Source organism: Paenibacillus sp. CFBP 13594, assembly GCF_014842675.1.
Taxonomy (GTDB): Bacteria; Bacillota; Bacilli; order Paenibacillales; family Paenibacillaceae; genus Paenibacillus; species Paenibacillus amylolyticus_B.
This window is the reverse complement of sequence record NZ_JACYVQ010000006.1, coordinates 17,717-41,394: the sequence shown is the minus strand read 5'-3', so window position 1 is coordinate 41,394 and position 23,678 is coordinate 17,717. Positions and strand designations below refer to the sequence as shown.

The window sequence follows — 23,678 nt, the reverse complement described above, 5'->3', positions numbered from 1 at the left end:
TCCCGGTTAGATTTACATTACCTTATTTAACTATATGAGCAGACCGATGAATTATTCGGAAAGTCTCGCTTCGAGCGCTGCTTTCTCTTCTTCAAAGCCTGGTTTGCCCAGCAGTGCGAACATATTTTTCTTGTAAGCTTCCACGCCTGGTTGGTCAAATGGATTGACGCCCAGCAGGTAGCCACTGATACCGCATGCTTTTTCAAAGAAGTATACCAGATATCCGAAAGAATATGGAGTCATATCTGGAATGTTCACAATCAGGTTTGGTACTTGACCATCCGTATGTGCAAGCAGTGTTCCTTGGAACGCTTTTTTGTTAACAAAGTCCATCGTTTTTCCTTCAAGGAAGTTCAAACCATCCAGATCGTCCGGATCGGATTTGATTGAGATATGCTCAGCAACTTCAGTAACCTGGATAACCGTTTCGAAGATATTCCGGCTACCTTCCTGAATGAATTGACCCATGGAGTGCAAGTCAGTAGAGAAATCAACGGATGCAGGATAGATCCCTTTGTAGTCTTTACCTTCACTCTCTCCAAACAGTTGTTTCCACCACTCGGACACGAAGTGCAGAGATGGCTCATAGTTTACAAGAATCTCAGTTCCTTTGCCTTTACGATACAATGCGTTACGAACTGCAGCATATTGATATGCTTCATTCTCAGCTACGTTCGGGTTGCTGTATTCCTTGGATGCATCAGCCGCACCTTGCATCATTTCTTCGATGTTGATACCAGCTGCTGCGATTGGCAGCAAACCTACAGCTGTCAGAACGGAGTAACGTCCACCTACATCATCAGGAATAATGAAAGATTCGTATCCTTCTGCATTTGCCAGTTCTTTCAGTGCACCACGCGCTTTGTCTGTTGTAGCATAGATGCGTTTGCGAGCTTCTTCCTTACCATATTTCTCTTCCAATGCTGCACGGAAGATACGGAAAGCAATCGCCGGCTCTGTTGTTGTACCGGATTTGGAGATAACGTTAACGGAGAAATCTTTGCCTTCAACCAGATCCAGCAAATGAGTTACATATGTGGAACTGATATTGTTTCCTGCAAAATAGATTTCAGGTGTTTTGCGTTTGTCTTTTGGCAGATTGTTATAGAACGAGTGTGTCAACATTTCAATCGCTGCACGTGCACCCAGATATGATCCACCGATACCGATAACAATCAGTACTTCGGAGTCGCTTTGGATCTTGGCAGCCGCTTTTTGAATGCGAGCAAACTCTTCTTTGTCATAAGCCGTTGGCAGGTCAATCCAGCCCAGATAATCGGAGCCTGTTCCTGTTCCGTTGTGAAGCTGCTCGTGAGCCAGACGAATCGGTTCTGCGAAATAATCCACTTCGTGCTGATTTACAAATTGCAATGCCGTGCTATAGTCAAATGTCACTTTTTTTGCCATGATCTCAAAAACCTCCTGATTTCGATTATAGTGCGTGTTCAAACTTTGTAATCAAAAGCGGACTTTTTGAACAACCTCTTATATTATGTCCGTATTCCATTCTAAACAACTTGCCTTAAGGATACTTCAAATCCACGGGGCTGACAAGCTTGCAGCTCGAACTTTGTCGTTAGAATTCAAGAAGCAAAAAGGGTAAACCGAATCCGCGGGTTGCGGTTCTGCTTACCCTTCTTATGTTATTCCGCCGGGTACGAGCAGACGTAGTCAGTAACGCTGCGTATCTCCAGTTTAAATTTGGATTCGGCAGGCACGTGGAACGTAGCTTGGCCTTGAATCTCTTGCCACTCTTCTTCTCCGGGAAGCAATACTTTCAGATCTCCGGACAGAATCTCCATAATTTCACGGGAATCCGTACCGAATTCATAACTGCCTGGAAGCATGATGCCCAGAGTCACTTTGCTGCCATCCCCCAAAATAACTGTTCTGCTGGTTACCTGACCATCATAATAAATGTTGGCCTCTTTCACTACACTGACTTGATCGAATTGTGACATGCGTACCCGCTCCCCTGAAGTTAATGAAAACAAAAGGCAAAACAGATCAGGGCGATAACATTTATCGCCCATGTTCTGCGGAAATAACTTGCTGCCATGGATCAGGACAGCATGATGCTATCCCGACCATAGCAGCGCTTATGATGCCGTGAGGCATCCTTCGTAATCAAAAGCAGACTTTTTGAACAACCTCTATTACAGCAATGCTTTTACGCGGCTAACCACGTTATCCACTGTAAAGCCATATTCTTGGATAACACGGTCGCCAGGCGCGGAAGCACCAAATGTGCTGATTCCGAGAATGTCACCTTGATCGCCAACATATTTCTCCCAGCCCATTGGATAAGCCATTTCAATTGCAAGACGAGCTTTAACATCCGGAAGAAGAACGGACTCTTTATAAGCTTTGTCTTGTTTCTCGAACAGATCCCAACTTGGCATGCTGATTACGCGCACTTGGATGCCTTGTTCTGCAAGTGCTGCTTGAGCTTTAACAGCCAATTGCACTTCAGAACCTGTTGCGATGATTTGTGCTACCGCTTTGCCATCTTTTGCATCAGAGACAACATAAGCACCACGTTTCACGTTCTCACGTGAACCTTCAACCGTACCTTCCAGGATCGGCAGGTTTTGACGAGTGAGTACGAGTGCAACCGGGTTGCTCTTGTTCTCAAGCGCGTAAGCCCAAGCAGCCGAAGTTTCATTACCATCAGCCGGACGAATAACCGTCAGGTTAGGAATGATACGCAGGGATGCCAATTGCTCGATCGGTTCGTGCGTAGGACCGTCTTCACCAACAGCGATACTGTCGTGAGTCAGAACATACGTTACAGGCAATCCCATCAGGGCAGCCAGACGAACAGCTGGACGCAGGTAATCGGTAAATACGAAGAACGTACCTCCGAATACTTTCACACCGCTGTGCAGTGCCATACCGTTCATTGCTCCAGCCATACCGAATTCACGGATACCAAAGTAGATGTTACGGCCGGAGTAATCTTCAGGTGTGAAGTTCTCCAGGTTGTTCAAGTGAGTCATTGTGGAGCTTTCCAAGTCAGCAGATCCACCTGTCAGTTGTGGCACGTTGTGCGCCAGACCGTTCAGAGCGTTACCGGATGCTACACGAGTTGAAAGGGCTTTGTCTGTTGCTGCATATTTAGGAAGATCACGGTCCCATCCTTCTGGAAGGTCGCCGTTAATCGCTGTTTCGAATTGAGCTGCCAGCTCAGGGAATGCTTTTTTGTACTCGGCAAATTTCTCGTCCCAAGCTTTGTTAGCAGAGATACCACGATCTTTCACTTGTGCAAAGTGATCGCGAACTTCAGCTGGTACGTGGAAGTTTTCTTCATAAACCCATTTGTAATACTCTTTAGTCAATTTGGCTTCGTCTGCACCCAGTGGAGATCCGTGAGTACCGCCGTGGCCGCCTTTACCTTGTTTGTTCGGGCTACCATAACCGATAACCGTTTTAACTTCGATCAGTGTAGGACGCAGCGTATCTGCTTGACCTTCCTGAATTGCTTTTTCAATTGCAGGCAGATCGTTACCATCTTCAACGCGCAGCACTTGCCAGCCATAAGCTTCAAAACGCTTCGCGATGCTTTCGGAAGAAGACAGATCCAATTTACCATCGAGCGTGATGTCATTGGAGTCGAACAACATGATCAGTTTGCCCAGGTGCAAACGTCCAGCCAGGGAAGCTGATTCATGAGATACGCCTTCCATCAAGTCACCATCACCACAGATTGCGTAAGTGTAGTGGTCAACTACGTTGAACTTGTCTTTATTGTAAGTTGCGCCCAGTTGAGCTTCAGCCATCGCCATACCTACAGCCATTGCAATACCTTGACCCAGTGGGCCGGTAGTTGCATCAACACCTGCAGTATGTCCGAATTCCGGGTGACCCGGAGTTTTGCTTCCCCATTGACGGAACTGTTTCAGTTCTTCCATTGGAAGATCATATCCGCTCAGGTGCAGCAAGCTGTACAGCAACATGGAGCCGTGTCCTGCAGACAGGACAAAACGGTCCCGGTTAACCCAAGTTGGGTGGTCCGGGTTATGAGTCATCGTTTTTGCAAAAAGTTGGTACCCCATTGGAGCGGAGCCCATAGGCATACCCGGATGTCCGGAATTTGCCTTCTCAATTGCATCAATCGCCAAAGTACGTACGGTCGTAATCGACAGGTTGTCGATTGTAGTGTTCTCGTCCTTTTGAATCGCTTCGTTCTTGTCAGTCATGGTTTGTCCTCCTCATGTCTTTAGATAAGTCGGGTGCGCAAGCGAATCCCTCTCATCATACAAGCAAACCGAATTTCACAATAAGTGAATCCGCTTGAGTGTTTCATTTTGACTTATTCACTTTTGTATTGTATCACTTGGCGTGAAGCTTTTCCATAACCTTCTTTCAGAAGTTCGTGAAAAATTGGTTGTTTGTGATGAATAATCCCTTGCCAATCAAGCAAAAACCGTACCAGAACAAGGCATTAAATTCCATAAACAGACCTATTAAGCCTCGCAAATCCATCGGATGAAGTATAACCTTTAACACGAAAACCATACACTTTTTAGATATTCAAGTTAAATTTACATAACATATCCTGAATATGGATTCGAAAGCGGGACTGTGGTTTACTTTTCAAAGTAAGCATCAATCATAGGAGGTTGTTATCATGTCTGTACCTGCTGCTCACCCTACTGGGTACTCAAATCGTTCATTACCCTGGATCTCGGGCATTTTAACAGGTATGGTTTCCGGAGTTGTCCTTGGATTATTCCTCAAAATAATTCAGCTTTACACTGGTGAAAAGGTATATACCTTACTTCTGAATATTGATTTTGTACCTGGACTTCCGCCAACCTTACCCGAAATCATTGAATTTTCTCTGCATCTAGTTGTGTCCGTTGTGATCGGCATCCTCTATGTGTGGTGGGTACGACTTACAGGGCGTCCCATGTTCAAAGGAATTTTGCTTGGTGCCGCCTCATCCCTGCTCTACATTCCACTCTCTCAATTATCATCACGTGTGCCAGACCTGTACGATGTGTCCGCCATCCTCTACTGGATTGTAGGACATCTGCTATTCGGTATTATGCTTGGCTTGTGCGGAAAGTATATCAACACAACAAAAAAAGCGAATCCCGTTTCGTAAACGAATTGGGGTCGCTTTATTGTTAGTCTATTACGAGGTTCCGAATCAACCTTGCACAGTATTAAAGTGTAAACTTAAAATACGACCGTCTTATTTTCATGAACGAGAACCCGGTCTTCGACATGCCATTTCACGGCACGTGCAAGCACAACACGCTCAATGGTACGTCCAATACGCTTCAGCTCGGTTACATCGTCCCCGTGGCTTACACGCTGCACGTCCTGTTCGATAATTGGTCCGCCATCCAGTTCTTCCGTAACATAGTGCGCTGTCGCACCGATAATTTTGACACCACGGTTGTACGCCTGCGCATACGGTTTACCACCCACAAAGGCTGGCAGGAACGAATGGTGAATATTAATGATTCGATTGCGGTAATGCTCAATGAACATTGGAGAGATAATCTGCATGTAACGAGCCAGAATGATCACATCCACATCGTTGCCGATGACGTCCAGTTGGCGCTGTTCCGCTTCTTTCTTCGTATCTGCTGTTACCGGAATATGATGATATGGAATGCCAAATGATTCTACATAGTCCTTCATGTCCAGATGGTTGCTGACCACAAGAGCAATATCAGCATCCAGGTCGCCTGCCTGCCATTGCCACAACAATTCAACCAGACAATGATCTTCTTTGGATACAAAGATAGCCAGTTTCTTCTTGCGGCTAACCGCAGATAACGTCCATTCCATTTGGAAACGGCTTGCCACTTCTGCAAAATCAGCTTCCAGTTTCGGCAAATTGACCAACAATTGCGGAAGATCAAACTCAATTCGCATAAAGAACATGCCGCCAGCTGGGTCCATGGTGTACTGGTCCGACTGAACAATATTTGCACCATGCTGGTGCAGGAAATGAGAGACGGCAGCTACAATTCCTGGACCATCCGGACAGGAAATGAGCATGCGCGCACGATCGGCGCGGTTTTTAGAATCAGGGCGTACTTGTTTAGCGTGGATCTCCATCGGGTTATTCTTCCTCCTTCAATTAAGCCATGACCTGCGGGGTTAACCCGCAAGCCATGCAATCAAGCGATGATTCAGTTGTTCTTCATTCAAATGTGGGAACAACGCAGCTTCAGTCACCATGTCATAGAGGCGTTCCAGCGGTTCGCGCGGGTCTGCCTTTTTGGCTTTGGCATCATTTTTGAGCAACGTCCACACATCCAGAATATACGAACGGGACTCAATCTCTTTACCTTTGAAAAAATGTTGCAATTGTTCTACTTCTGTCAGGAATTCTTGGCCGAATCGACCGGCAACATCCCCACGAAGCAGCGCAATCTCCACCTCATACATTGGACGCTGTGTCTTGGCCTCTTTACCAATCCAAGGTGTCTCCAGAATAAATGGACGTCCTTGAAGCTTCTCATGGTTGACAATGCGGTTAATCGCTTCAAACCCGATCCAGCCAGAGCCAATCGGTGTATGGCGGTCCTTGTGCGCACCCACAGCATTCTTACTATCATTAATATGCATTACGGCAATGCGGTCAAGTCCTACCGTGCGGTCGAATTGTTCCAGTACACCGTCAAAATCATTAACGATATCATATCCGGCATCATGAATGTGGCATGTATCCATACACACAGTCAGGCGCTCGTTATACGTTACTTTCTCAATGATCTGGGCGATCTCTTCGAAACTGCGCCCCATTTCCGTACCTTTGCCAGCCATGGTCTCCAGAGCGATGTTCACATCCGTGTCTTTCACACCCTCCAGCACTTCATTCAATCCTTCTGCGATCCGTCCGATCCCATAGTGGGCATCTTTGTCTGTAAATGCGCCGGGATGTAATACGATGTTTTTCACACCAATGGCATGTGTACGACGGATCTCTTCCTGAAGGAAATCTACAGCGAGTCTATACGTGTTGTCTTTGTATGAGCCAAGATTAATAATGTACGGTGCATGGACAACGATATCTTCCATTCCACCCTCTTGCATGGCAAGTCTGCCTTCTTCAATATACATGGATTCAATTGGCTTGCGACGTGTATTCTGTGGTGCACCCGTATATATCATAAACGAACTGGAACCGTACGAGGACGCTTCCTTCGTTGCACTCAATAATCCCTTGTCCGAAAAGGACACGTGGGAGCCGATTTTCAGCATTATTGATCCCCCTTAATCTGAATTATCCCTTATTCTAACGCGATTATCGAAATAAATCTAGAAATGCGTTATAATTCGGGATAGAGGCTATTTCTGACAGCTAATATGTGGAACATGGGTAGGCGAAATCCGTCTTTCCGTGAAAATCAATGAACCGAGGTGACTCCGCAATGATTTTCGACTCCTACGCGATGATACTGACCAGCAATTCCCCTAGCAATTGGTTTATGAATACAATCGCATTCTGGACTTTTTTATTGCTTGGCAGCATGTGTATCGGTGGATTCTTCATGATGCGCAAGTTTTTGAAAGTGCTACCAAAAGCAGACGGCAAGTCCAAACTGGATTGGCAGAACTATTGGGTTGAAGCCAGCCGTCACTTATGGACAGATGAAGCCAAAGCTTTTTTGGATCAACTAGTGGAGCCTGTTCCCGGGCCATTTCGAGACATCGCCAAACATTCCATTGCTGCAGAGATCGGTAAGATTGCAGTTGAAGACAATGCCACAGAAGTATCGAGAGATCATTGCATCAAAGGATACATTATTGCCACACCGAAGCGGGATAATAAGTTTTTGGTCAAATTTTTGGAGAAAAACAAAATCGATTATTCCCCTTATCAACATTTGATTAAATAAAATAAAAGATGAGTTAAGTGGCATATAGATTTGGTTAAATAAATACAGATATGCTCCGTCAGGTAGGTTGTTCCCAACAGGCAGTGCTTACCGTACGGGGCTGTTTGTCGATCCAACGGTATATATCAGCGCAGTGAAAATACAGAGAGGATGTTTGATATGAAAATTGCCATTTGTGGAGGTACCGGATTTGTGGGAGGAGCACTTGTAGATTACTGGCTGCAAGCCGGGCACCATGTGAAAGTTATTACACGAAAACTGCCTGACTTGCATAATCCAAGTAAAAATCTTACATATATATCGTGGGAACAAGTCGAAGAACAACCTCACTTGCTGGAAGGTATGGACGCTCTCGTTAACCTCGCCGGAGAAACGCTGAATCAACGTTGGACAACCAAGGCGAAGCTGGAAATTGTTGAATCCAGGGTCACGACCGTAGCGCGGGTAGCCCGATTGGTAGAATCCCTGGAACAAAAGCCGGAAGTGGTCGTTCAGGCTTCTGCCATGGCCATCTATGGAACCTCTCCTAACGAAACCTTTGACGAAAGCAGTCCGCAAAAATCCATGAATTTCCCGTCCCGGGTCTCGGAACAATGGGAAGTCGCTGCAGATGCAATCAAAAATGTAAGACTCGTTAAAATCCGGGTAAGTCTGGTTCTTGGACATAAAAGAGGTGCTTTTCCATTGATGAAACTTCCTTATATGCTGGGTGTTGGTGGCAAGATCGGCAGTGGCAAGCAATGGACTAGTTGGATTCACATTATGGATATCGTAAGACTCATTGATTTTAGCATTCAAAATAAACAAGTGTCAGGTCCGGTCAATGCTTCCTCCCCGAACCCTGTCACCAATGATGAATTCGGACGCACAGTGGGCAAGGTGTATCATCGCCCTCACTGGTTCCCTGTACCCAGCTTCTTAATTAAAACCTTAGTTGGTGAACTATCCGTTGTTCTGCTTCAGGGGCAGAGAGTCATTCCGCAAAAAGCTCTCGACCACGGATTTCAATTCACTTTCCCTACCTTAACCCAGGCACTGGAAGATCTGAAGCACCGCGGCTTGTCTGACTGATTGAACTATGCCTTATCCAACCGACCGATAAGTGTAAACAGATTCCGCAAGTGTAAATGTGTCTCCATCCGCCAAGGGATACTCCTTATACGGAGCAAGAATATTACCCTGAAGAATGGTCCCATTCACTGAACCCAGATCCTTAATGACATAGCCCGATTTGTTCCGGCTCAATTCCACATGAGCACGGGACACACCGGTCGCTGTGTCCACCCACTGAACCATATCCACTGATCTTCCGATGACAAAAGATGCTCCTTGCACATCCATCCGTTCATGTTGGTCACCGGTGCCAGATCTTCGTTCAAGATAAAATGATGGCAATACCGAGCCTGCCCCTGTAACAATTCCTCCACTCAGATTCTGCAAATTCACGGTTGCCTCCGCAATTGCATTCTGTCGAATTAGCTCTGAAGTTGAAGCTACCGTTTCCACATGGCGCTGAACGAACGGTGGATCAGAGTGTTCAGGTGTCATATGTAGACTTTGAAAACGGGAATGCTCGCTACCACCTTCTGAGGCGGATGCAACCGTTTTGTTTATGCGTTCCTCTTTCCTATCAGCTGTATTCCAGCGCCAACTTTCCTGAAATTGTTCCTCGTCCTCTTCCGTTTGCTTGCCTTTGTTCTTACCTAAACTGAATGAAAAAGACCGCTTATTCTCTGAGTCATTATGAGTGCTTCCCTTACGCTTCCACGTCCATCCTGCTACACCAAATAAGCCAAGGCTGAGTACCATGCACAGGATCATCTGCGTCTGTCCCGGTTGCTCCATGTAAATAAATCTCCATACCAATGCCATGGCAACCATGCAGCCCAATATGATATAGGTTACTTTTGAAGAACCAGGCTTTTCCTCCACCTCCATATCAACACGCTCTATCGAATCATATGGGTTACTTCGTCCCTGATCCATGTCGTTTGAGCTCTCTAATGAATATTTCTCAGGTGAGCGCCTGCCTGGAAAGGTTCGAGATCTCACCGGAATGTCTTCAACCTCGGATTCACTCGTTTTCTGCGGCTGACGGAAATTTGGCCCAGGCCCCACAGCAGCGTTGTGAACGGAAATACTCGTTTGATATGGCCGAGAAGAACCAGTGACTAGCCTGCTATCTCGCTCAGAAATCGACGAAAGAAGATCACCCCTTGAATCATTGGGTGTTTCCGAAGTTCTGGATGAGAGAAATGCTGCGCCTCCTCCATTCTCTTGCTCGTCAGCGTATAATTCCAGCAGAAGCTCGCGCAACTGTCTGATATCCCAGCGCTCGTTGTCACATAACTGCAGAACACGCTGAATGCCTTCTCCCTGCAGTTCCTGTACATGTGCCATCAGCCTGATCACCAGCTCACGGAATTGCTGAGGCGTTGGATCAACTTCAACTGTATCCATGATTGGTACATATACCATCCCAAGTTCGCCCTGTTCGAATGAACCTTTGATGAACAAGTACTCTTCCTGGATCAATAATTTACGAGGCTCCAGCATATATTGCCGGCATTCCGTGAAAGCATCAGCTAGTTGGAACAACAAACCATACAGAACCCGTAACTTGATTTTGCTTGACTTTAACATCTGGGATAACATCTTGTACCCTGATATGTCGTACTGCAAAGTTACATTTCGATCGACTTCCCGAATATGAACAGGAAGAAGTCGCGGAATTTGATTGGAGGATAACATCCCCATCTGTACCCGGCTCAATTCCTCCATTCGTAACCCGTCATCTTTCTCCAAAACCATGAACGCTCCGCCGTTACGAATAAAATCTCTCGTTAATCCATACATGCCAATCCTCTCTTTCCATTGCTATATAGGATCAACTAAAGAAAGTTACACTAGGTACTTCGATGACGGAACAACCTTCCGATCGCTGTTATCCCCAGATTTCTTGATTCCCTTCTATAAAGGGGGAAATCCGGGGATAAAGGCGAAGTATATGCTTCCGATGCAGCTTTCTTTCAGAAAGCTTTTAGCTCCGCTTCTTCAGGTTTTTTCCGTCCTCTCCGTTCTCGTGTAAAAAATTTAGTTGATATAAGTTGAGTTACAATACACCACACTCTTCCACTCCAATCGCAGTGCTATCTTAGCGTTTTCCAGACTCCTGATATCAAGGGAAAAGTCCTGAGACAAGGACCGTGATAAATCCAGGTAACACCGCCAGCATAAATGGAAATTTCAATGTCTTCTCTTTATTTACCAGCTTGAGCGAACCGAGCATGAAAAAACCTGCAAGACTACCTGCCATGCCTCGAATTCGTTTTGCTGAATCTTTACGGAATAGAAGTATTACTAGACCAATTGCGCCCGCGTACAAAACAGAGTAAATAATCACATGAATGCCAAAAGCAAACCCCGTCCATGCCCCAATCCCACCAAACAATTTCACATCTCCTGCTCCTACCGCCCCAATCGCATACATCAGAAACAAAATGCCAAAACCTGCTGCAAATCCAGCGGCTGAGAACAAGAAACCATCCCACCCTCCCCATATGATATGGGCCAATACGCCTGCAACAGTCACGGGTAAAGTCAATCGATTTGGAATTTTCATGGATCGAATGTCAGTAGTAAAAGCTGCAATAATGTATAGGCCACAGGCAATGTAGAACCACTCCACCTCCATCATCCCCTTCCTTATTTCTTGGAGGCCACATTAAACGTAGTCTCCGTCTTGGCACCGTCTCCTGTCTCAACGACAAAACTCCATGTTCCTTCTGTTGTCCGAGTACCAACAAACCAGTTCCATTCAATAATTCCATTCTCATCTGCGCTCGCCCAGCCGATGTGCTTCGCAGAACTTTCACCTGACTTGTAAAATATCGTTAAGTTGGCTGTCGCTCCTGGTTCTACCTTCACCTTGATCGTTGCATTGTTGCCTATGTAAGCCGGGTCAGGCTTCAACAGTACCGTTGCTGAACCCGCAGTATCCCCGTCTCCTGCGCTGCCATCCGATCCTTCTCCGGTATCTCCAATCCATACCCGTTCTGCCGCAGCAGCCTGAATCCGAAGCGGTTTACTGAGAAAGGGGACTTTTACAGGCAATTCATAACTCAGTTCAAGTCGGAAATATGGATTTGTTTTGTTTTTGAGATCAGGTATCGAAATACCATTCACATGAACACGTTCCATATTCAGCAGCGTTGGCTCGATAAATGGTTGAAGCAGCGGTTTTACCGTGGGATCAAGTACGGTTTCCAAGACGGATGTCTTGATCTCCTGTAGTGGCTGTTCACCACTGGCCGCCGCTGAACGTACCCAATCACTTAATGGCTCGGGTAGAGAAGAAGCATAACCTTCTGCCCATTCCGTCAGAGATAACTCTGGTATCTTCCAACCCCCTCCAGAACCTTCTCCTCCGGCAGAATCAGAAGGTGTGAATGCAAGGGAAACGGGATATATTTTCGTTGATAACTGCTTCACCGCTTCACCCGCTGTGCTTTGTAACGCTGTGGAGATTAGAGTCATCTGCACTATGAAGATGAGAAACATGATAAAGAACAGAAAGACAGGTAACACCAGTGAAGCTTCCAGAACCATACTGCCCTGTTCCTTTTTCGGAGAACATATCTGCTTTTTGAGAGACTTCAAACGCTGCAATCTGATTATTCTTATTAAACGGGTCTGCATTTGTGCGCTTTCTTTTTCATAATGTTGCTGCTTGTCCATAATCCCTCCACCGAAACGATCCTGATCATTCAATAGGAATAATCCGCCTTCCGCTCAATGAAAAATCGCCCATCTTCAACCTGATCCGCACTACCCATAACTGCACCTATGCTTCTAACCACCCCTGGTAAAAACCACAGCTTGATGCTACTGCGCATGTTACCCGAAGCGTATGTCTGTTTCTCATCCGGATTCACACCCGTATTCAATCGGATCAGAGCCAGCATTCTGGACATTTTGCGTTCATTGTTGCTGTGCATCAATAGAAACAATCGGAGATGGTCCCTGTACGTCAGTTTGACTTTGATATACTTGGACAATTCCACACTGCCCTCTTTTGCTAGTTTCACCATATCCGCGATGGCGTTTGTAATCCCGTATAAGATTGCCGCCGATAATACCAGCAGTGGGTTCCCAAGCTTGCTGTGCTCAATTAACCCTTCGGCCGTCCGAATAGCCAGCCGCATCCCAAATATCTCCGCATATGCCGCAGCGATGTTACCGGAAGGATTATGAAACCCGTAGACGATATACTCCAGTTCCTGATTCTCCAATTTGAAGACATCACCAGCATCTCCACCACCTTCAGTCCAGGTAAATAACTGACCAAAATCCATGGAGTTGAAATAGGCTAAAGCATATTCATTCTGAAATAATTCGTCGCCAAGACTGTCCAGCAGACCGGACATCCCGCCAAACAAACTGTCCATTCCCTTCATGGCATCGCCACCAGAGTCATAGGGATCACCAGCAATCTCTGCCTTTTTGGCTTCCTCACGACTAGCCTCGTTAAAAGCAATATTAGCGTTGTAATATTCCTCCAATTGTTTGAAAGCGTCCATGGAACCCGAACTTCCATTCTGAATCTGCGACAAGATTCGTTTGACTTCCTTCAATTTCCCTTTGGATTCTTTGTCATTCTCTTTGCGCTGGGCATCCGACCCACGACCACTTTCCAGCTGCTGCTTACTTTGGAGGATGAGATTGGCAGGACCGCTACGTACATAGGTGTCCATATATCGTTCCGTAACCTGACTTGCCTGTCTGACCGCCGGTTTAATTGGAACTCCACTCATTCCCGTAACGCTGCGAAGCTGATTATTCAACTCCATGTTGTCTCTTCTGACGTTAGAGAAGTCCGAATTCTGTGAAACCACACGTGCTTTCAACTGATCAAATAGGCTATCCGCCCTCACAAGCTCCGAGGCGAGGGAACGTGTGCTTTTAGCTTCACTGCCTGATCCAGTAGATGCAGGACTCGTTCCAGGCAGATCCGAGTTGCCCACGTTGTCGTAACTGGCATTCTGCGAACGGTTCTCCCCCTCCGCGATCACACGTTTCATTTCCTCATTGATCTTACGTGCTTCTTCGATTTTGGACTGTGCTTCCTCCAGCTTCGTTTGATGGGCCTGTAACGCCGGTTGTATAATCATGCTGATGCCTGTCACCACATTACCAACACCAGTCCGATAACGAGCCAGTTCCAATATGTATTGTTGCTCTCTGAACGGCAGTCCCTCATCTGCCTGTTTCTTGTTAAGATAATCTGCATAACGTGCTGCTGCCTCGGTAGCTGTCTCTGGTGTTTCTTCCAACATTTCTTCATAGATAGCTTGTGAAGGCGGGTCCATGATTAACTTTGGAAGATTCTTCAGCTTCTCCGCGGATTCCGTCTGATTGGCAATGGCTTCGTCCAGTAGTTCTTCACGTTTGTCATATAACTTCTGTAATTTTTTCAGCAAGTCTACCGTGTGCGCGGCTTCCTTCATCTCGTCTGATATCGGTTTGAACCGATTGATCACTTCAAGGGTAAAATCAACCGGAGCCCGATACTTCATATCCTCCTGAATCTGGCGATTAAATATATCGTATCTGCCCAGTTCACGCTCCATGCTCAGCGAAGTTGTATCCCACTGGATATCCAGAATGGGGAATCCATCTTTTACAGATGAAGGCTTCACACTATCATTCAATACTTTAGCCATAATCGCATCCCCACTGCTGTCACCATACCCGAATAAACCATACTCTCGGAGTGATGTGTCATAGGCTGACATGACGGATCTCATCGCAGCATGTGTCATCCGTTCGGTCTGCACCTTGAATGCCGCTATACGAGCGTAATCAATAAATATAGCGACAAACATATAAACTCCGGCCAATATTAATATTAAAAAAAGGGTTACGGCTCCCAATTCACCGTCTTTTTTTCTAAACAGTTCCGCCCTCCTCCTTTTCTCACTTTTTGCTTTTGCCAAAATGCTGCACAACCTGTCCGGCTTCTGCCGCTGTAGTGGTCCCCGCACCGCCTTTTCCTTTAAACTTGGCTGCGTAATACCGGATTAAATCTACAGTTCGAATGAATTCAACCGGTTCAACAACTGCAGACGATCCCTGGGTCAGTACACGGTTACCTGAATCGAACAAAAAAGAAGGAAGAGGCAAAGAAATTACTTGTTCCAGCTTGGTTGTTACTTTCCGCTGAATCAGAGAATTCTGATACTCAATCGTTCCTTTCATAGCTGAGGGCATATGTTGCACCGCTTGTGCTAATTTCTGTTCCGAGAGATTGCCGCCTTCACCAGCAGGTATAGAAACGCTAACCTGATTATCCGCTCCCGCCCAGCCAAACAGCGCTCCAAGCATACGATCGTCCGTCAGTCGCCAGTACAGATTGTCATGTTCTCCAGCAACATATTCACCTGTCATCGCCTGCTTGTGGCTGTTGTCCCAGCTATAGGCTGCACGTTCGGAAGCTGCATAAGCATGTTGATTCAGGAATGTCTTTTGATACATGTACATGGTAAAGAAGAGTAACAACACAAGAATAAACAGCACAACAGGGAAGATCAGGGAGGCTTCAACCGTGAAGCTCCCTTCTTCCTTTTTGAACTTGTTATTCGAAGAATTCATTACTTTTATTACTCACATTAGTTAACAGTCTTTCTACCAATTTTTTAATTTGGTCCTTGAAAATCAAAGCAATAATGATAATAACTCCGATAATCAGAATCAGCTCCAATGTGCCGAGCCCGTCCTCTTCCTTCCAAAATGCGTTTACCTTGTTCTTCAATACTTCCATCATCCCAATTCCTCCTACATATTCATCATCATAAAAGCAGGTGCCCCGATCATGACCACAATCGTAAAAAAGATCAGTACCATCGGAAACACCAATTTGGAAGAAGCCTGTTCTCCCTTCGCCCGACTGACAGCCTTGCGTTTCTCCCACAACACATGTGACAGATCCCGCAGCGCCAATACAAAGTCACCTCCCCCACGCCGGAAATTCAGCAGCACCGTTGTCGTAAAAATCGTTACTTCCTGTACACCGCAGCGGCGGCTGAACTGTTCAAATGATTGTTGAAACGAGTAACCATTATTCCAATCTCCCACCGTCTTTCTAAGTTCGTTGTACAACGGATGATTCCGTTCCCCCTGGCTTGTCACACAGTGAACGATAGCGCGTTGCACGGTCTCCCCTGCGCCAACCAGCAGTACAATTCGGTTCAGCAGCTCAGGCAGTTCCATAAGAATATCCTGGTCTCTTCGCTGCACCTTTGTATTGAGATCTTTGTAGAGCGCAAAAGGCAACACTGCACCGAGCGCGAGCCCACCCATCATACCTCCGATGCCCATATCTCCAACGAGTGATAACAGGCAGCCAACCAGCAACATGAGCCATGTATAGGTCAACATTTCAGCGCAATAGAGCATCGTTTTCTCTCCACTGTGCTGTATGCCATACATTTTCTGAATGGCATGTTGCATCCGAAACATGAGTACTGGCAATCTGCGTCCAATCTCAAACTTGTCCAATATAAACAGGAAGGGGCCATGCAATTTTTTCAGTCGTAATCCTTCCATATCCAGCTTGCGCAAATGCCGGTAGGTCTGTCCCCGGGTTCGATCCAGCACCAGCCATCCCGCTCCGAGCATCCCTGCGATTATAACGGGAAGCAGCATCGTTTCAGCTCCTTATACTTTGATATCCATAATGCGATTAATCCACAGATAACAGCAGGCGAGTACTGCCAATGCACTACTAGAGATGAGGTACCCCATCCCGCTATATAACGGCTCCATAAAATCCTTGGCGGTCAGATTGAGGAATATCAGAAAAATAAATGGAGCGGCAAACATCACCTTTGATTCAAACTTTTTCTGCGATACCGCGACCATAATATCCTGCTGAATATCCAGCTTCTCACCAATCACCGCAGAGGTACGACGCACAACCTCAACCAGATCCCCGCCAGTTCGTTTGCACGTAATGAACACATCTGCAAAATTCGTAATATCTTCAATCTGCGCCCGATCCGAAAAATCCTGTAGCGCCTCTTCGATTGGTTGTCCATACTCCATCCGTGTCCGCAATATCGTGAACTCACGAATCAGATCGGTATCCGCTTCCGGGTTCAACATCCGCAGATCTTCCACGGATTCCTTGAATCCATTTTCCACCGATTTTCCTGCGGCTAGCGCCGAAGATAATGCATATAATGCTTGCTTAAAATGTAAACTGAGTGTCATTCTTTTTCGTTCCAACAGCACTTTAGTCCAATGTTTTGGTACCCATATGCAACCCGCAGCGAGGATCGCTCCAGCCAACCAGTGATGATAGAACAGAATTCCGATGCCAAAAAACAGCAGACCACTAATCAGCATACAGACCATTCGTTGTCTCCGGGAAAGCGTATATACGGTGTAATCCGTCAACATCTGTCTGGCTTCACCCAACAATAATCACCTTCCAATGACTTTAATTCACGTTGTTATCTAATGAATCTATTCCAACACTATATTGTTCTATGTATCCATTCAGCCATTCCCCGAGCCCAGCCATCTGAATTTTATCCACCTGATTCAACTTCCCAACCTGTACTAACCCACCAATAATTTTGCCTTCACGCTCTTCTTGTTCCTGGAAACGAAACAGTGGATTCAGCAAAACCTCACCGTTCTGCATGCCAATCACTTCACTAATCTCTGTCACCCGCCGTGAGCGGTCTCGCAGCCGAGATAGATGTACGAAAATATCGATTGCTGAACTAATCTGCTGCCTTACAACCGCAATGGGAAGATCTGCACCACTGAGCACCATCGTTTCGAGTCTGCTAATCATGTCCGAGATGGTATTCGCATGCCCTGTAGACAAAGATCCATCATGGCCAGTGTTCATGGCCTGTGGTATGTACATATAAGTGGGTACAATAAGACCAAAAGAAAAACAGCTATTATTAGCTGTCTAAAGTAAACTCCTCTATTAGTTTATCTACCGTATCCTCAATAACACTTTCTCTTGATTTCCCAAATACACGCCAATAAATTCTTAACTGTTCTTCCTTGAATTCATGTTGTGTGAATCTTGGTAATGGCGCTGCCCCTTCGGGTGAAGTTACTTCAAATCTGTCGATAATCTGTCTTAGAGTTGCATTGGTTAGGTTATCAACATCAACTTTGGAGAGAAATTCCAGAAACTTTTTATGACGTAATTCAAGTTTTTCAATCTCAACACTAATATTCTCAAGCCGCGATAAGTTGTTCTGTTTATCAGTCAATTGAGTCTGAATTGAGGTGTTACGTTGCTCATATTCGGTGTCGTCAATGATGCTTTTGGTAAGGAGTCTGAAGTTTACTTCTCTTTCCTGAGTTAATCCTTCAACCTGATTCTTAAGTGACTGTATATCTCGCTCCACATTCTTTAAATCAAACTGTGATTTGATATAGTAATTAAGGTTCTCTTGGTGAATCTGTTCATTGTTTCGATACTGATTGATTTCCCTTTTAACATACTCCTTTAAATCTTCTTCATATTGGAGATTTCTATACTGACAACCTTTTCTGCCATACTGGTCATTGTTGCGGCATATCCATTGAATAAATGTCCTATTTTTATTAAGCTGGACTTTTCTTCTCATACTTCCACCACAATTTCCACATTTTAGTATATTGGAAAAAATGTGCTTGGATGAATGCCTAGATAAACCACGTTCTAGAACATGTACCTTTTGTTTCTCAATCTCACCATTATTCTCAACCGCAATTTCTTTAACAATTAATGTACCAAAGTCATCTTTTCTCTTTTCTTTTTCTATTTGAACTAGCTTGAAATCATCAATGTCAATTAACGCTAAATCTTCATCATAGGTTATAATCTGTTGTTCGGGCGGTATTTTCTTAATTAGATTTTGATTCAAATCAATCTTCCGTGTTCTATGTAACCTGATCTCACCTGTATAAACAGCATTCTTCAGCATCTTTGAAATCAAACTTTGATCCCACAAGTTAGCCCCACGTTTAGTGGGAACTTCGTCAGTGTTAAGTTGCTGTGCTATGCTCCTTAAACCCATACAGTCATTCAAATACATAGAAAACACTCTCTGGACAATGGGAGCCTCATTTGGATTAACCACTAACCTCCCTTGTCTAACATCATAGCCATAAGGAGCACGACCTCCCCATATACCTTTTTTATAGCCTTGAAGCTTACCAAACTGTACTGCTTCACTCTTTGCTCTGGATTCTTCCTCTGCTTGTGCTGCAAAGATAGTCAACTTAAAGTCATCGGCTCTATTCATTGTGTTAATTTTCAAATCTTCAAAGTATACAGCAATATCATAACTTCTTAGCTCGGCAACTGCTGCCAATAGTTCCTTAGTGTTACGTCCAAATCTGCTTATGCTTTTAGTTAGTATTATGTCGAACTTTCTTGCTCGTGCATCATTCATCATCTGCTGGAACGCTTTTCGGTATTTGTTTGATTTAGCCCCTGAGAAACCTTCATCAACAAAGTATCCATCTGTCACACTAAATGTACCATCTGTTTTATAAAACACACCTGTCTTTGAGCGTTGGTAATTGTTTTCATCAAGGTATGTATTGAAATATTCTACTTGGCTTACTATTGAATTTTTTTGTTCATCGCTATCTGTGGATACACGGGCATAAAACGTTGCAGTAAGCATTCCAGTATCTCCTTACCTATGTAATTCTATTGTTTAATCTGTTCAAATTCTCGTTTAGATGGAGCTTAATCCCTAATTTCATAACTGCTAAAGCTGTAAACACATCATTGTTATAGTCATTATTCTGCTGAATGAATGTCTTAATTGCTTCAGAATTCCCTTTTATAGTATCCACTACATCTAACAAGTTACATTTCTCCTGAACATCCTTCAGTTTCTTGTAGTAGTCACTATATAAGGATTTTTCGTTGATGCTAAATTCTTGACATATGTAGGTTATAAATTCTTTTTGTTCAAAAAGGGCAATCTCATGTTCATCATATTTGAGTGCTTCAATCAATTTAAATCATCCTTTCTATTTTTAATTTGTATATCTACAAGGTGACCCCAAGTGTCACCCCACCATACTGTCCAGAATCGATTCTAAAGGATTATTTATTATGTAATCATTCACTAACATGGATGCAATGGCTAGTAGACTTAGAATTGTAATCTGGACAGTTTGTTTAATCTTCTGTTATGTATTCATGCTTCATTTTTCAGTTTTATTTGCATCTGCTCAAAGGTGAATGGTTGATTAATAGTATATAGCTGTCCATCAATCTCTATCTGGCCTATCGGTATGTAACCCGTATATACTTTCTGTTCACTCTCATTACTGTCTAATTCAACTGATTGGTCTCCTACTGTTGTAGCGCTCGACTGCAAAATAAACGTTTTTCCATCTTGAGTGTTTGTGAAAACTCCAGTATCGTTTTCTAGCTTAGGTAAACCCAAGTCTTTCTTTGCATCTGTAATCGAATCATATCTTCTAAATGTGGGGATTACATTGGATTGATTTTTCCCCATCTCAAATGCATAAACTGGCTTGTTGACCGCCCTCTGAGTATTCTCTCTGAAGGAGAGTAATTGAATATTGTCAAGTCGATATCCGATATTAGGGTCAGTTTCTATGCGGTCGATGGTTGGGCGGTATTTTTGCTGCTGATCGTTTTCAAGAAATATCCGAGTCTGCTCAATCCACCCCTGCCACATCTCTGGTTTATGTCTGATGATATCCATTACTCCATTCAAAGGCACGTCCCACTCACAGAAAACTCCTTCATAGATACCCTGCGAATACCGACAACTGTGAATTCTTGATTCTATTGATTTGAAGAGTAGGTAACAGGCAAATTCGTGCTCTTCTTCAATTATTTCGTTCTCAATTAAAGTCTGTGTACATAAAATTCCCCTCGGAAGATATGTGTTATCACCGTACTTTTCAATCCACTCCTCAATCTCTGATGGAGGAATGATACGTGGCCTCCCCTTCTTCTTATCTGCCATTGTATTCAACAACCTTCCTGCACAAATATTATTTTATCGTTTATAACTTTAAAATAGAAGTCGGACATCTACGCCCGACCTCAGTGACTGTATAATTGCTACTCGCTAAGTTTCTTGTAATATTTCAGATGAAGATGCGGGTTATAGAACATCTCGGTGTTGTTTGTATATGTATTGTCAATCACATAGAGTTCCCCCACTGTAAATATTGAACCGTTATCAACTAAAACTTCATATAACTTCCCAACTGTAAAATCACTCGTCTCACCACTCACCAATTCAATAAAATCTGCTTCATTGATGTCTGCAATTTCTCTCAACTCAGGCCGCATTTTGCTTTCCTCCGCGTTTTATATATTTGATAGACACAATTGACGGGAAATTAAATCAAATCAATCGCATCACCACCCTCATTGTAGCGTCAATGGTGTCTAAATATATGAAACACTTAGTAAATCGTATGTAAACTAATCCCATGCACTGATATAGCCCATCTGTATCTGTCCAGCTCGATCCAGTTGAGGTATGTAGGTCGCGGGAACTTCACCAATCCTCCACAATAGCTGATCCTTTTCAATCGTAGTCATAGTCTCGAAGAGAACTATACTATCGTCTCGTAAGCCACATTCGGTAGCATCTAGATTTACATGTGTAGGCATGTCCTTTTTCCGCGCTTTAGTTATTGTCGCCACTTGTATTGTTGGGCTGTATTTGTTGCCGATATCATTCTGTACGATCAGAACAGGTCGCTTCCCTCTCTGAACGCTTCCACTGCTAGAATTACACAATTGTGCGAACCACAGCTCATATCGTCTATATTCAGTCTTTTGAGCAGTCAACATTTCGTTTCACTCCATTTGTCGTTTTCTTTATAGTTGTTAGTATATATTCTGTAATTATAAAATACAAGTATTATTTTTACATAATTGAGGATGAAAAATAGAATCAGGCTTATTTGCCCAATCCTTTGTTTATAATAAATCAAATAAAAAAAGCCCTATTTATAAGGCTTTTATGGCGCTAATTTCTATGTAAATTTGGTATTTCATCATGCTTCTTCTTTTAATTAAAATCCACATTTACCTAAGTTTTATACGCGAAAAGAGCTAATTGAATAAATGTGCCCCACTTATAAAACTGTGGGGCATTATTTATTTTTTCAGTAGTGTAGATATGATAAAATAACAAATTATCCCGACTATGAAGATTAGTATCATTGTACCTCTCCTCATTACAAATCATCCCCAATCACTCTCTAAATATCATCGGACAATAAATTTAGAAATCACCTTTTACTCCACAGTAAGGGTGTCCTGCCTTAGTTATTTGTATTTGACTGCAACCAGGGTTACTTTTAAAGTAATTTAACGCAGTAGCTGCCCATTCTCCACCTGATTGGCCTGTTGCGGATATCAGTATTCCATCAATAATCCAACCAACAAAAATTCCACCAAAGAATATTGCTACTCCCACCAGAGGTCCAGCATTTGGAACAACCTCTCCATCTGGATTCTCAATTTGAGATGGCTGATAAGTATATTGTAACATTAACTCTTCACTGGATGTATCTTCTCCCTGAGAATTAAATATACTACTAGCAGAAACACTAGATCCCAATAACAAACTTAGACTCAAGATAAAAGATAACATTACTTTCAATTTTGATTTCATTGTTTCTTCCTCCTAATCAATTGTATTATTTGAGAGTAATTGGTATCTTTAAAGATTACACAATAATTGGAATAATTTCAATAATACTTATTTTTACACATAATAATTTACATATTAATTTTCTCATATTAATATTATTTATTTAACGTGCTACATCTAAGTAAAAGAGGAGGAGTTAAACGAACTATTGCTAGTTAAAGTATGATTTCATGGGAATAAAAAAGCCACCTCTAACATGAGGTAGCCCCTTACTATGATATTCTATGTATTATTTACAAGCCGCTGTTCTATAACGCATATTCTCAACTTTCCATTCAACCATACCTTTGATCCTCACGTATTCTTGAGCTAGACCTGCTTGATGGTAATCATTAAACTGCTGAATCTTAACATCTAGAAAACTAATTAACTCATTACGAATATCTTCCATACTTTCAATATGGTCTTTAAATTTCTTGTTTCCATGGTGTTTTGAATTCTTTCGTTTATAGGGTAGGCGTGTCTTATGCTGTCTGTGAAATGCTAAAAACTCTTCAATAAGATTATAGAGTTTAGTGATATTGTAATCATCCAAATTAGCCATGAAGTTTGGAACATTGTACTTAACTTGCTCATGTGTTGCTTCATCCGATATGTACATTCCATCTCTACGAATAGCTTCAATTGTATCAGTTACCCAATCAAAAAATTCATCAGCATTGTCAGTTCTAGCCCATCGGCATATTTCCGTTATCCCACGAGCATTATACAGTGAGGTCTCATACTGTTTATTATAAGTACCCCTCAAACTGAGGGTAACTGAAAATTTATCCAATCTGTCCTTTTTGCGCTCATGTAGATTATCAATCGCTTTTTGAGGATTGCTATACATCAAACATTCGCCAATTTGTTTGCGTGTTGCAAAAATATCTCCAGTTTCATCTTTATAAAAATCCATCACCAAGTTACCAAATTTCGCTTGTTTAATCAATTCCACTAATCAAATCATCCTCTTCTAATTTCTATTTTATGTGCAAGCGACAGTCCACCTTCAACCTGTCTTCAGGCGGTATTCCATCCTTACATCAACTCAACTAGCTGGTTTCATCTGGTTATGTATTGTGTAGCT

23 protein-coding genes and 1 pseudogene are annotated in these 23,678 nt (G+C 43.6%); 3 read left to right on the top strand and 21 right to left on the bottom strand.

Translation table 11 applies throughout. The annotated features are described in order from the left end of the window. Positions 1 to 51 precede the first annotated feature (51 nt). The 3 genes from IFU39_RS19245 to tkt all read right to left on the bottom strand — a co-directional run bounded on the left by IFU39_RS19245 (position 52) and on the right by tkt (position 4,199). Complete coding sequence (locus IFU39_RS19245) at positions 52 to 1,407, bottom strand: glucose-6-phosphate isomerase (protein WP_091015272.1); 1,356 nt, start codon at positions 1,405 to 1,407, stop codon at positions 52 to 54. Positions 1,408 to 1,643: 236 nt separating this feature from the next. Continuing rightward, positions 1,644 to 1,961: a pyrimidine/purine nucleoside phosphorylase gene (gene ppnP, locus IFU39_RS19240; RefSeq protein ID WP_017689983.1), complete on the bottom strand. Its 318-nt coding sequence runs from the start codon at positions 1,959 to 1,961 to the stop codon at positions 1,644 to 1,646. 195 nt (positions 1,962 to 2,156) lie between these two features. Then, entirely contained in the window at positions 2,157 to 4,199 is a 2,043-nt protein-coding gene (gene tkt / locus IFU39_RS19235) for a transketolase (protein WP_036610788.1), read from the bottom strand. A gap of 431 nt (positions 4,200 to 4,630) precedes the next feature. Between tkt and IFU39_RS19230 the strand changes: the two genes are divergently transcribed. Further along, a complete protein-coding gene (locus IFU39_RS19230) occupies positions 4,631 to 5,110 on the top strand; it encodes a hypothetical protein (RefSeq protein WP_192134304.1) in 480 nt (159 codons plus the stop codon). A gap of 74 nt (positions 5,111 to 5,184) precedes the next feature. Here the strand turns inward: IFU39_RS19230 and purU are convergent, their stop codons facing one another. Together purU and IFU39_RS19220 are read right to left on the bottom strand one after the other, a co-directional pair. Further along, positions 5,185 to 6,078 carry a formyltetrahydrofolate deformylase gene (purU, locus tag IFU39_RS19225; RefSeq protein WP_017689986.1) on the bottom strand — a complete coding sequence of 298 codons (894 nt, stop codon included), beginning with the start codon at positions 6,076 to 6,078 and terminating at the stop codon, positions 5,185 to 5,187. A gap of 42 nt (positions 6,079 to 6,120) precedes the next feature. Next, positions 6,121 to 7,227, bottom strand: coding sequence for a deoxyribonuclease IV (locus IFU39_RS19220; RefSeq protein WP_192134302.1), 1,107 nt, complete (start codon positions 7,225 to 7,227; stop codon positions 6,121 to 6,123). Between the two features lie 170 nt (positions 7,228 to 7,397). Between IFU39_RS19220 and IFU39_RS19215 the strand changes: the two genes are divergently transcribed. Then, positions 7,398 to 7,865 (top strand): DUF2621 domain-containing protein, encoded by a 468-nt coding sequence (locus IFU39_RS19215; RefSeq protein ID WP_192134300.1) that lies wholly within the window; start codon positions 7,398 to 7,400, stop codon positions 7,863 to 7,865. 159 nt (positions 7,866 to 8,024) lie between these two features. After that, positions 8,025 to 8,936, top strand: coding sequence for a TIGR01777 family oxidoreductase (locus IFU39_RS19210; protein WP_105597724.1), 912 nt, complete (start codon positions 8,025 to 8,027; stop codon positions 8,934 to 8,936). Positions 8,937 to 8,948: 12 nt separating this feature from the next. On the opposite strand, the gene IFU39_RS19205 is transcribed toward IFU39_RS19210, so the two are convergent. From IFU39_RS19205 to IFU39_RS19130, 16 genes and pseudogenes are all read right to left on the bottom strand, one after another. After that, the gene (locus tag IFU39_RS19205) at positions 8,949 to 10,721 is read right to left on the bottom strand and encodes a DUF6382 domain-containing protein (RefSeq protein WP_192134298.1); all 1,773 of its coding nucleotides are present in this window, start codon (positions 10,719 to 10,721) and stop codon (positions 8,949 to 8,951) included. 322 nt (positions 10,722 to 11,043) lie between these two features. Continuing rightward, positions 11,044 to 11,559 carry an A24 family peptidase gene (locus tag IFU39_RS19200; protein ID WP_192134296.1) on the bottom strand — a complete coding sequence of 172 codons (516 nt, stop codon included), beginning with the start codon at positions 11,557 to 11,559 and terminating at the stop codon, positions 11,044 to 11,046. Between the two features lie 11 nt (positions 11,560 to 11,570). After that, a complete protein-coding gene (locus IFU39_RS19195) occupies positions 11,571 to 12,602 on the bottom strand; it encodes a pilus assembly protein (RefSeq protein WP_192134762.1) in 1,032 nt (343 codons plus the stop codon). Positions 12,603 to 12,631: 29 nt separating this feature from the next. Next, entirely contained in the window at positions 12,632 to 14,860 is a 2,229-nt protein-coding gene (locus IFU39_RS19190; protein WP_244661033.1) for a hypothetical protein, read from the bottom strand. Beyond that, complete coding sequence (locus IFU39_RS19185; protein WP_105597721.1) at positions 14,841 to 15,515, bottom strand: TadE/TadG family type IV pilus assembly protein; 675 nt, start codon at positions 15,513 to 15,515, stop codon at positions 14,841 to 14,843. The genes IFU39_RS19190 and IFU39_RS19185 overlap by 20 nt, the downstream gene beginning before the upstream one ends. Further along, positions 15,499 to 15,687, bottom strand: coding sequence for a Flp1 family type IVb pilin (locus tag IFU39_RS19180; RefSeq protein ID WP_047842034.1), 189 nt, complete (start codon positions 15,685 to 15,687; stop codon positions 15,499 to 15,501). Before IFU39_RS19180 ends, IFU39_RS19185 begins: the two co-directional genes overlap by 17 nt. Positions 15,688 to 15,698: 11 nt before the next feature. Beyond that, positions 15,699 to 16,568: a type II secretion system F family protein gene (locus tag IFU39_RS19175; protein WP_091015287.1), complete on the bottom strand. Its 870-nt coding sequence runs from the start codon at positions 16,566 to 16,568 to the stop codon at positions 15,699 to 15,701. Between the two features lie 12 nt (positions 16,569 to 16,580). Next, entirely contained in the window at positions 16,581 to 17,324 is a 744-nt protein-coding gene (locus tag IFU39_RS19170) for a type II secretion system F family protein (RefSeq protein ID WP_105598426.1), read from the bottom strand. 40 nt (positions 17,325 to 17,364) lie between these two features. Then, a pseudogene (locus tag IFU39_RS19165) lies at positions 17,365 to 17,790 on the bottom strand (ATPase, T2SS/T4P/T4SS family); the annotation flags it as partial. Between the two features lie 52 nt (positions 17,791 to 17,842). Next, positions 17,843 to 19,570 (bottom strand): recombinase family protein, encoded by a 1,728-nt coding sequence (locus IFU39_RS19160; protein WP_192134294.1) that lies wholly within the window; start codon positions 19,568 to 19,570, stop codon positions 17,843 to 17,845. Positions 19,571 to 19,586: 16 nt separating this feature from the next. Beyond that, a complete protein-coding gene (locus IFU39_RS19155; RefSeq protein WP_192134292.1) occupies positions 19,587 to 19,910 on the bottom strand; it encodes a hypothetical protein in 324 nt (107 codons plus the stop codon). Positions 19,911 to 20,095: 185 nt separating this feature from the next. Beyond that, positions 20,096 to 20,899 carry a hypothetical protein gene (locus IFU39_RS19150; RefSeq protein ID WP_192134290.1) on the bottom strand — a complete coding sequence of 268 codons (804 nt, stop codon included), beginning with the start codon at positions 20,897 to 20,899 and terminating at the stop codon, positions 20,096 to 20,098. Between the two features lie 98 nt (positions 20,900 to 20,997). After that, positions 20,998 to 21,231, bottom strand: a complete 234-nt coding sequence (locus tag IFU39_RS19145) for a hypothetical protein (RefSeq protein ID WP_192134288.1) — start codon at positions 21,229 to 21,231, stop codon at positions 20,998 to 21,000. A gap of 135 nt (positions 21,232 to 21,366) precedes the next feature. After that, positions 21,367 to 21,741 (bottom strand): type II toxin-antitoxin system PemK/MazF family toxin, encoded by a 375-nt coding sequence (locus tag IFU39_RS19140; protein ID WP_192134286.1) that lies wholly within the window; start codon positions 21,739 to 21,741, stop codon positions 21,367 to 21,369. A 436-nt stretch (positions 21,742 to 22,177) separates the two neighbouring features. Beyond that, positions 22,178 to 22,570, bottom strand: a complete 393-nt coding sequence (locus IFU39_RS19135; RefSeq protein ID WP_192134284.1) for a hypothetical protein — start codon at positions 22,568 to 22,570, stop codon at positions 22,178 to 22,180. A 268-nt stretch (positions 22,571 to 22,838) separates the two neighbouring features. Beyond that, positions 22,839 to 23,546 (bottom strand): BRO family protein, encoded by a 708-nt coding sequence (locus tag IFU39_RS19130; protein ID WP_192134282.1) that lies wholly within the window; start codon positions 23,544 to 23,546, stop codon positions 22,839 to 22,841. Positions 23,547 to 23,678: the final 132 nt, after the last annotated feature.

Bases quoted from the DNA above. Each gene is read 5' to 3' on its own strand.
- IFU39_RS19245 (WP_091015272.1), bottom strand. From the start codon at position 1,407: ATGGCAAAAAAAGTGACATTTGACTATAGCACGGCATTGCAATTTGTA.
- ppnP (WP_017689983.1), bottom strand. From the start codon at position 1,961: ATGTCACAATTCGATCAAGTCAGTGTAGTGAAAGAGGCCAACATTTAT.
- tkt (WP_036610788.1), bottom strand. From the start codon at position 4,199: ATGACTGACAAGAACGAAGCGATTCAAAAGGACGAGAACACTACAATC.
- IFU39_RS19230 (WP_192134304.1), top strand. From the start codon at position 4,631: ATGTCTGTACCTGCTGCTCACCCTACTGGGTACTCAAATCGTTCATTA.
- purU (WP_017689986.1), bottom strand. From the start codon at position 6,078: ATGGAGATCCACGCTAAACAAGTACGCCCTGATTCTAAAAACCGCGCC.
- IFU39_RS19220 (WP_192134302.1), bottom strand. From the start codon at position 7,227: ATGCTGAAAATCGGCTCCCACGTGTCCTTTTCGGACAAGGGATTATTG.
- IFU39_RS19215 (WP_192134300.1), top strand. From the start codon at position 7,398: ATGATTTTCGACTCCTACGCGATGATACTGACCAGCAATTCCCCTAGC.
- IFU39_RS19210 (WP_105597724.1), top strand. From the start codon at position 8,025: ATGAAAATTGCCATTTGTGGAGGTACCGGATTTGTGGGAGGAGCACTT.
- IFU39_RS19205 (WP_192134298.1), bottom strand. From the start codon at position 10,721: ATGTATGGATTAACGAGAGATTTTATTCGTAACGGCGGAGCGTTCATG.
- IFU39_RS19200 (WP_192134296.1), bottom strand. From the start codon at position 11,559: ATGGAGGTGGAGTGGTTCTACATTGCCTGTGGCCTATACATTATTGCA.
- IFU39_RS19195 (WP_192134762.1), bottom strand. From the start codon at position 12,602: ATGGACAAGCAGCAACATTATGAAAAAGAAAGCGCACAAATGCAGACC.
- IFU39_RS19185 (WP_105597721.1), bottom strand. From the start codon at position 15,515: ATGAATTCTTCGAATAACAAGTTCAAAAAGGAAGAAGGGAGCTTCACG.
- IFU39_RS19180 (WP_047842034.1), bottom strand. From the start codon at position 15,687: ATGATGGAAGTATTGAAGAACAAGGTAAACGCATTTTGGAAGGAAGAG.
- IFU39_RS19175 (WP_091015287.1), bottom strand. From the start codon at position 16,568: ATGCTGCTTCCCGTTATAATCGCAGGGATGCTCGGAGCGGGATGGCTG.
- IFU39_RS19170 (WP_105598426.1), bottom strand. From the start codon at position 17,324: ATGTTGACGGATTACACCGTATATACGCTTTCCCGGAGACAACGAATG.
- IFU39_RS19160 (WP_192134294.1), bottom strand. From the start codon at position 19,570: ATGCTTACTGCAACGTTTTATGCCCGTGTATCCACAGATAGCGATGAA.
- IFU39_RS19150 (WP_192134290.1), bottom strand. From the start codon at position 20,899: ATGGCAGATAAGAAGAAGGGGAGGCCACGTATCATTCCTCCATCAGAG.
- IFU39_RS19145 (WP_192134288.1), bottom strand. From the start codon at position 21,231: ATGCGGCCTGAGTTGAGAGAAATTGCAGACATCAATGAAGCAGATTTT.
- IFU39_RS19140 (WP_192134286.1), bottom strand. From the start codon at position 21,741: ATGTTGACTGCTCAAAAGACTGAATATAGACGATATGAGCTGTGGTTC.
- IFU39_RS19135 (WP_192134284.1), bottom strand. From the start codon at position 22,570: ATGAAATCAAAATTGAAAGTAATGTTATCTTTTATCTTGAGTCTAAGT.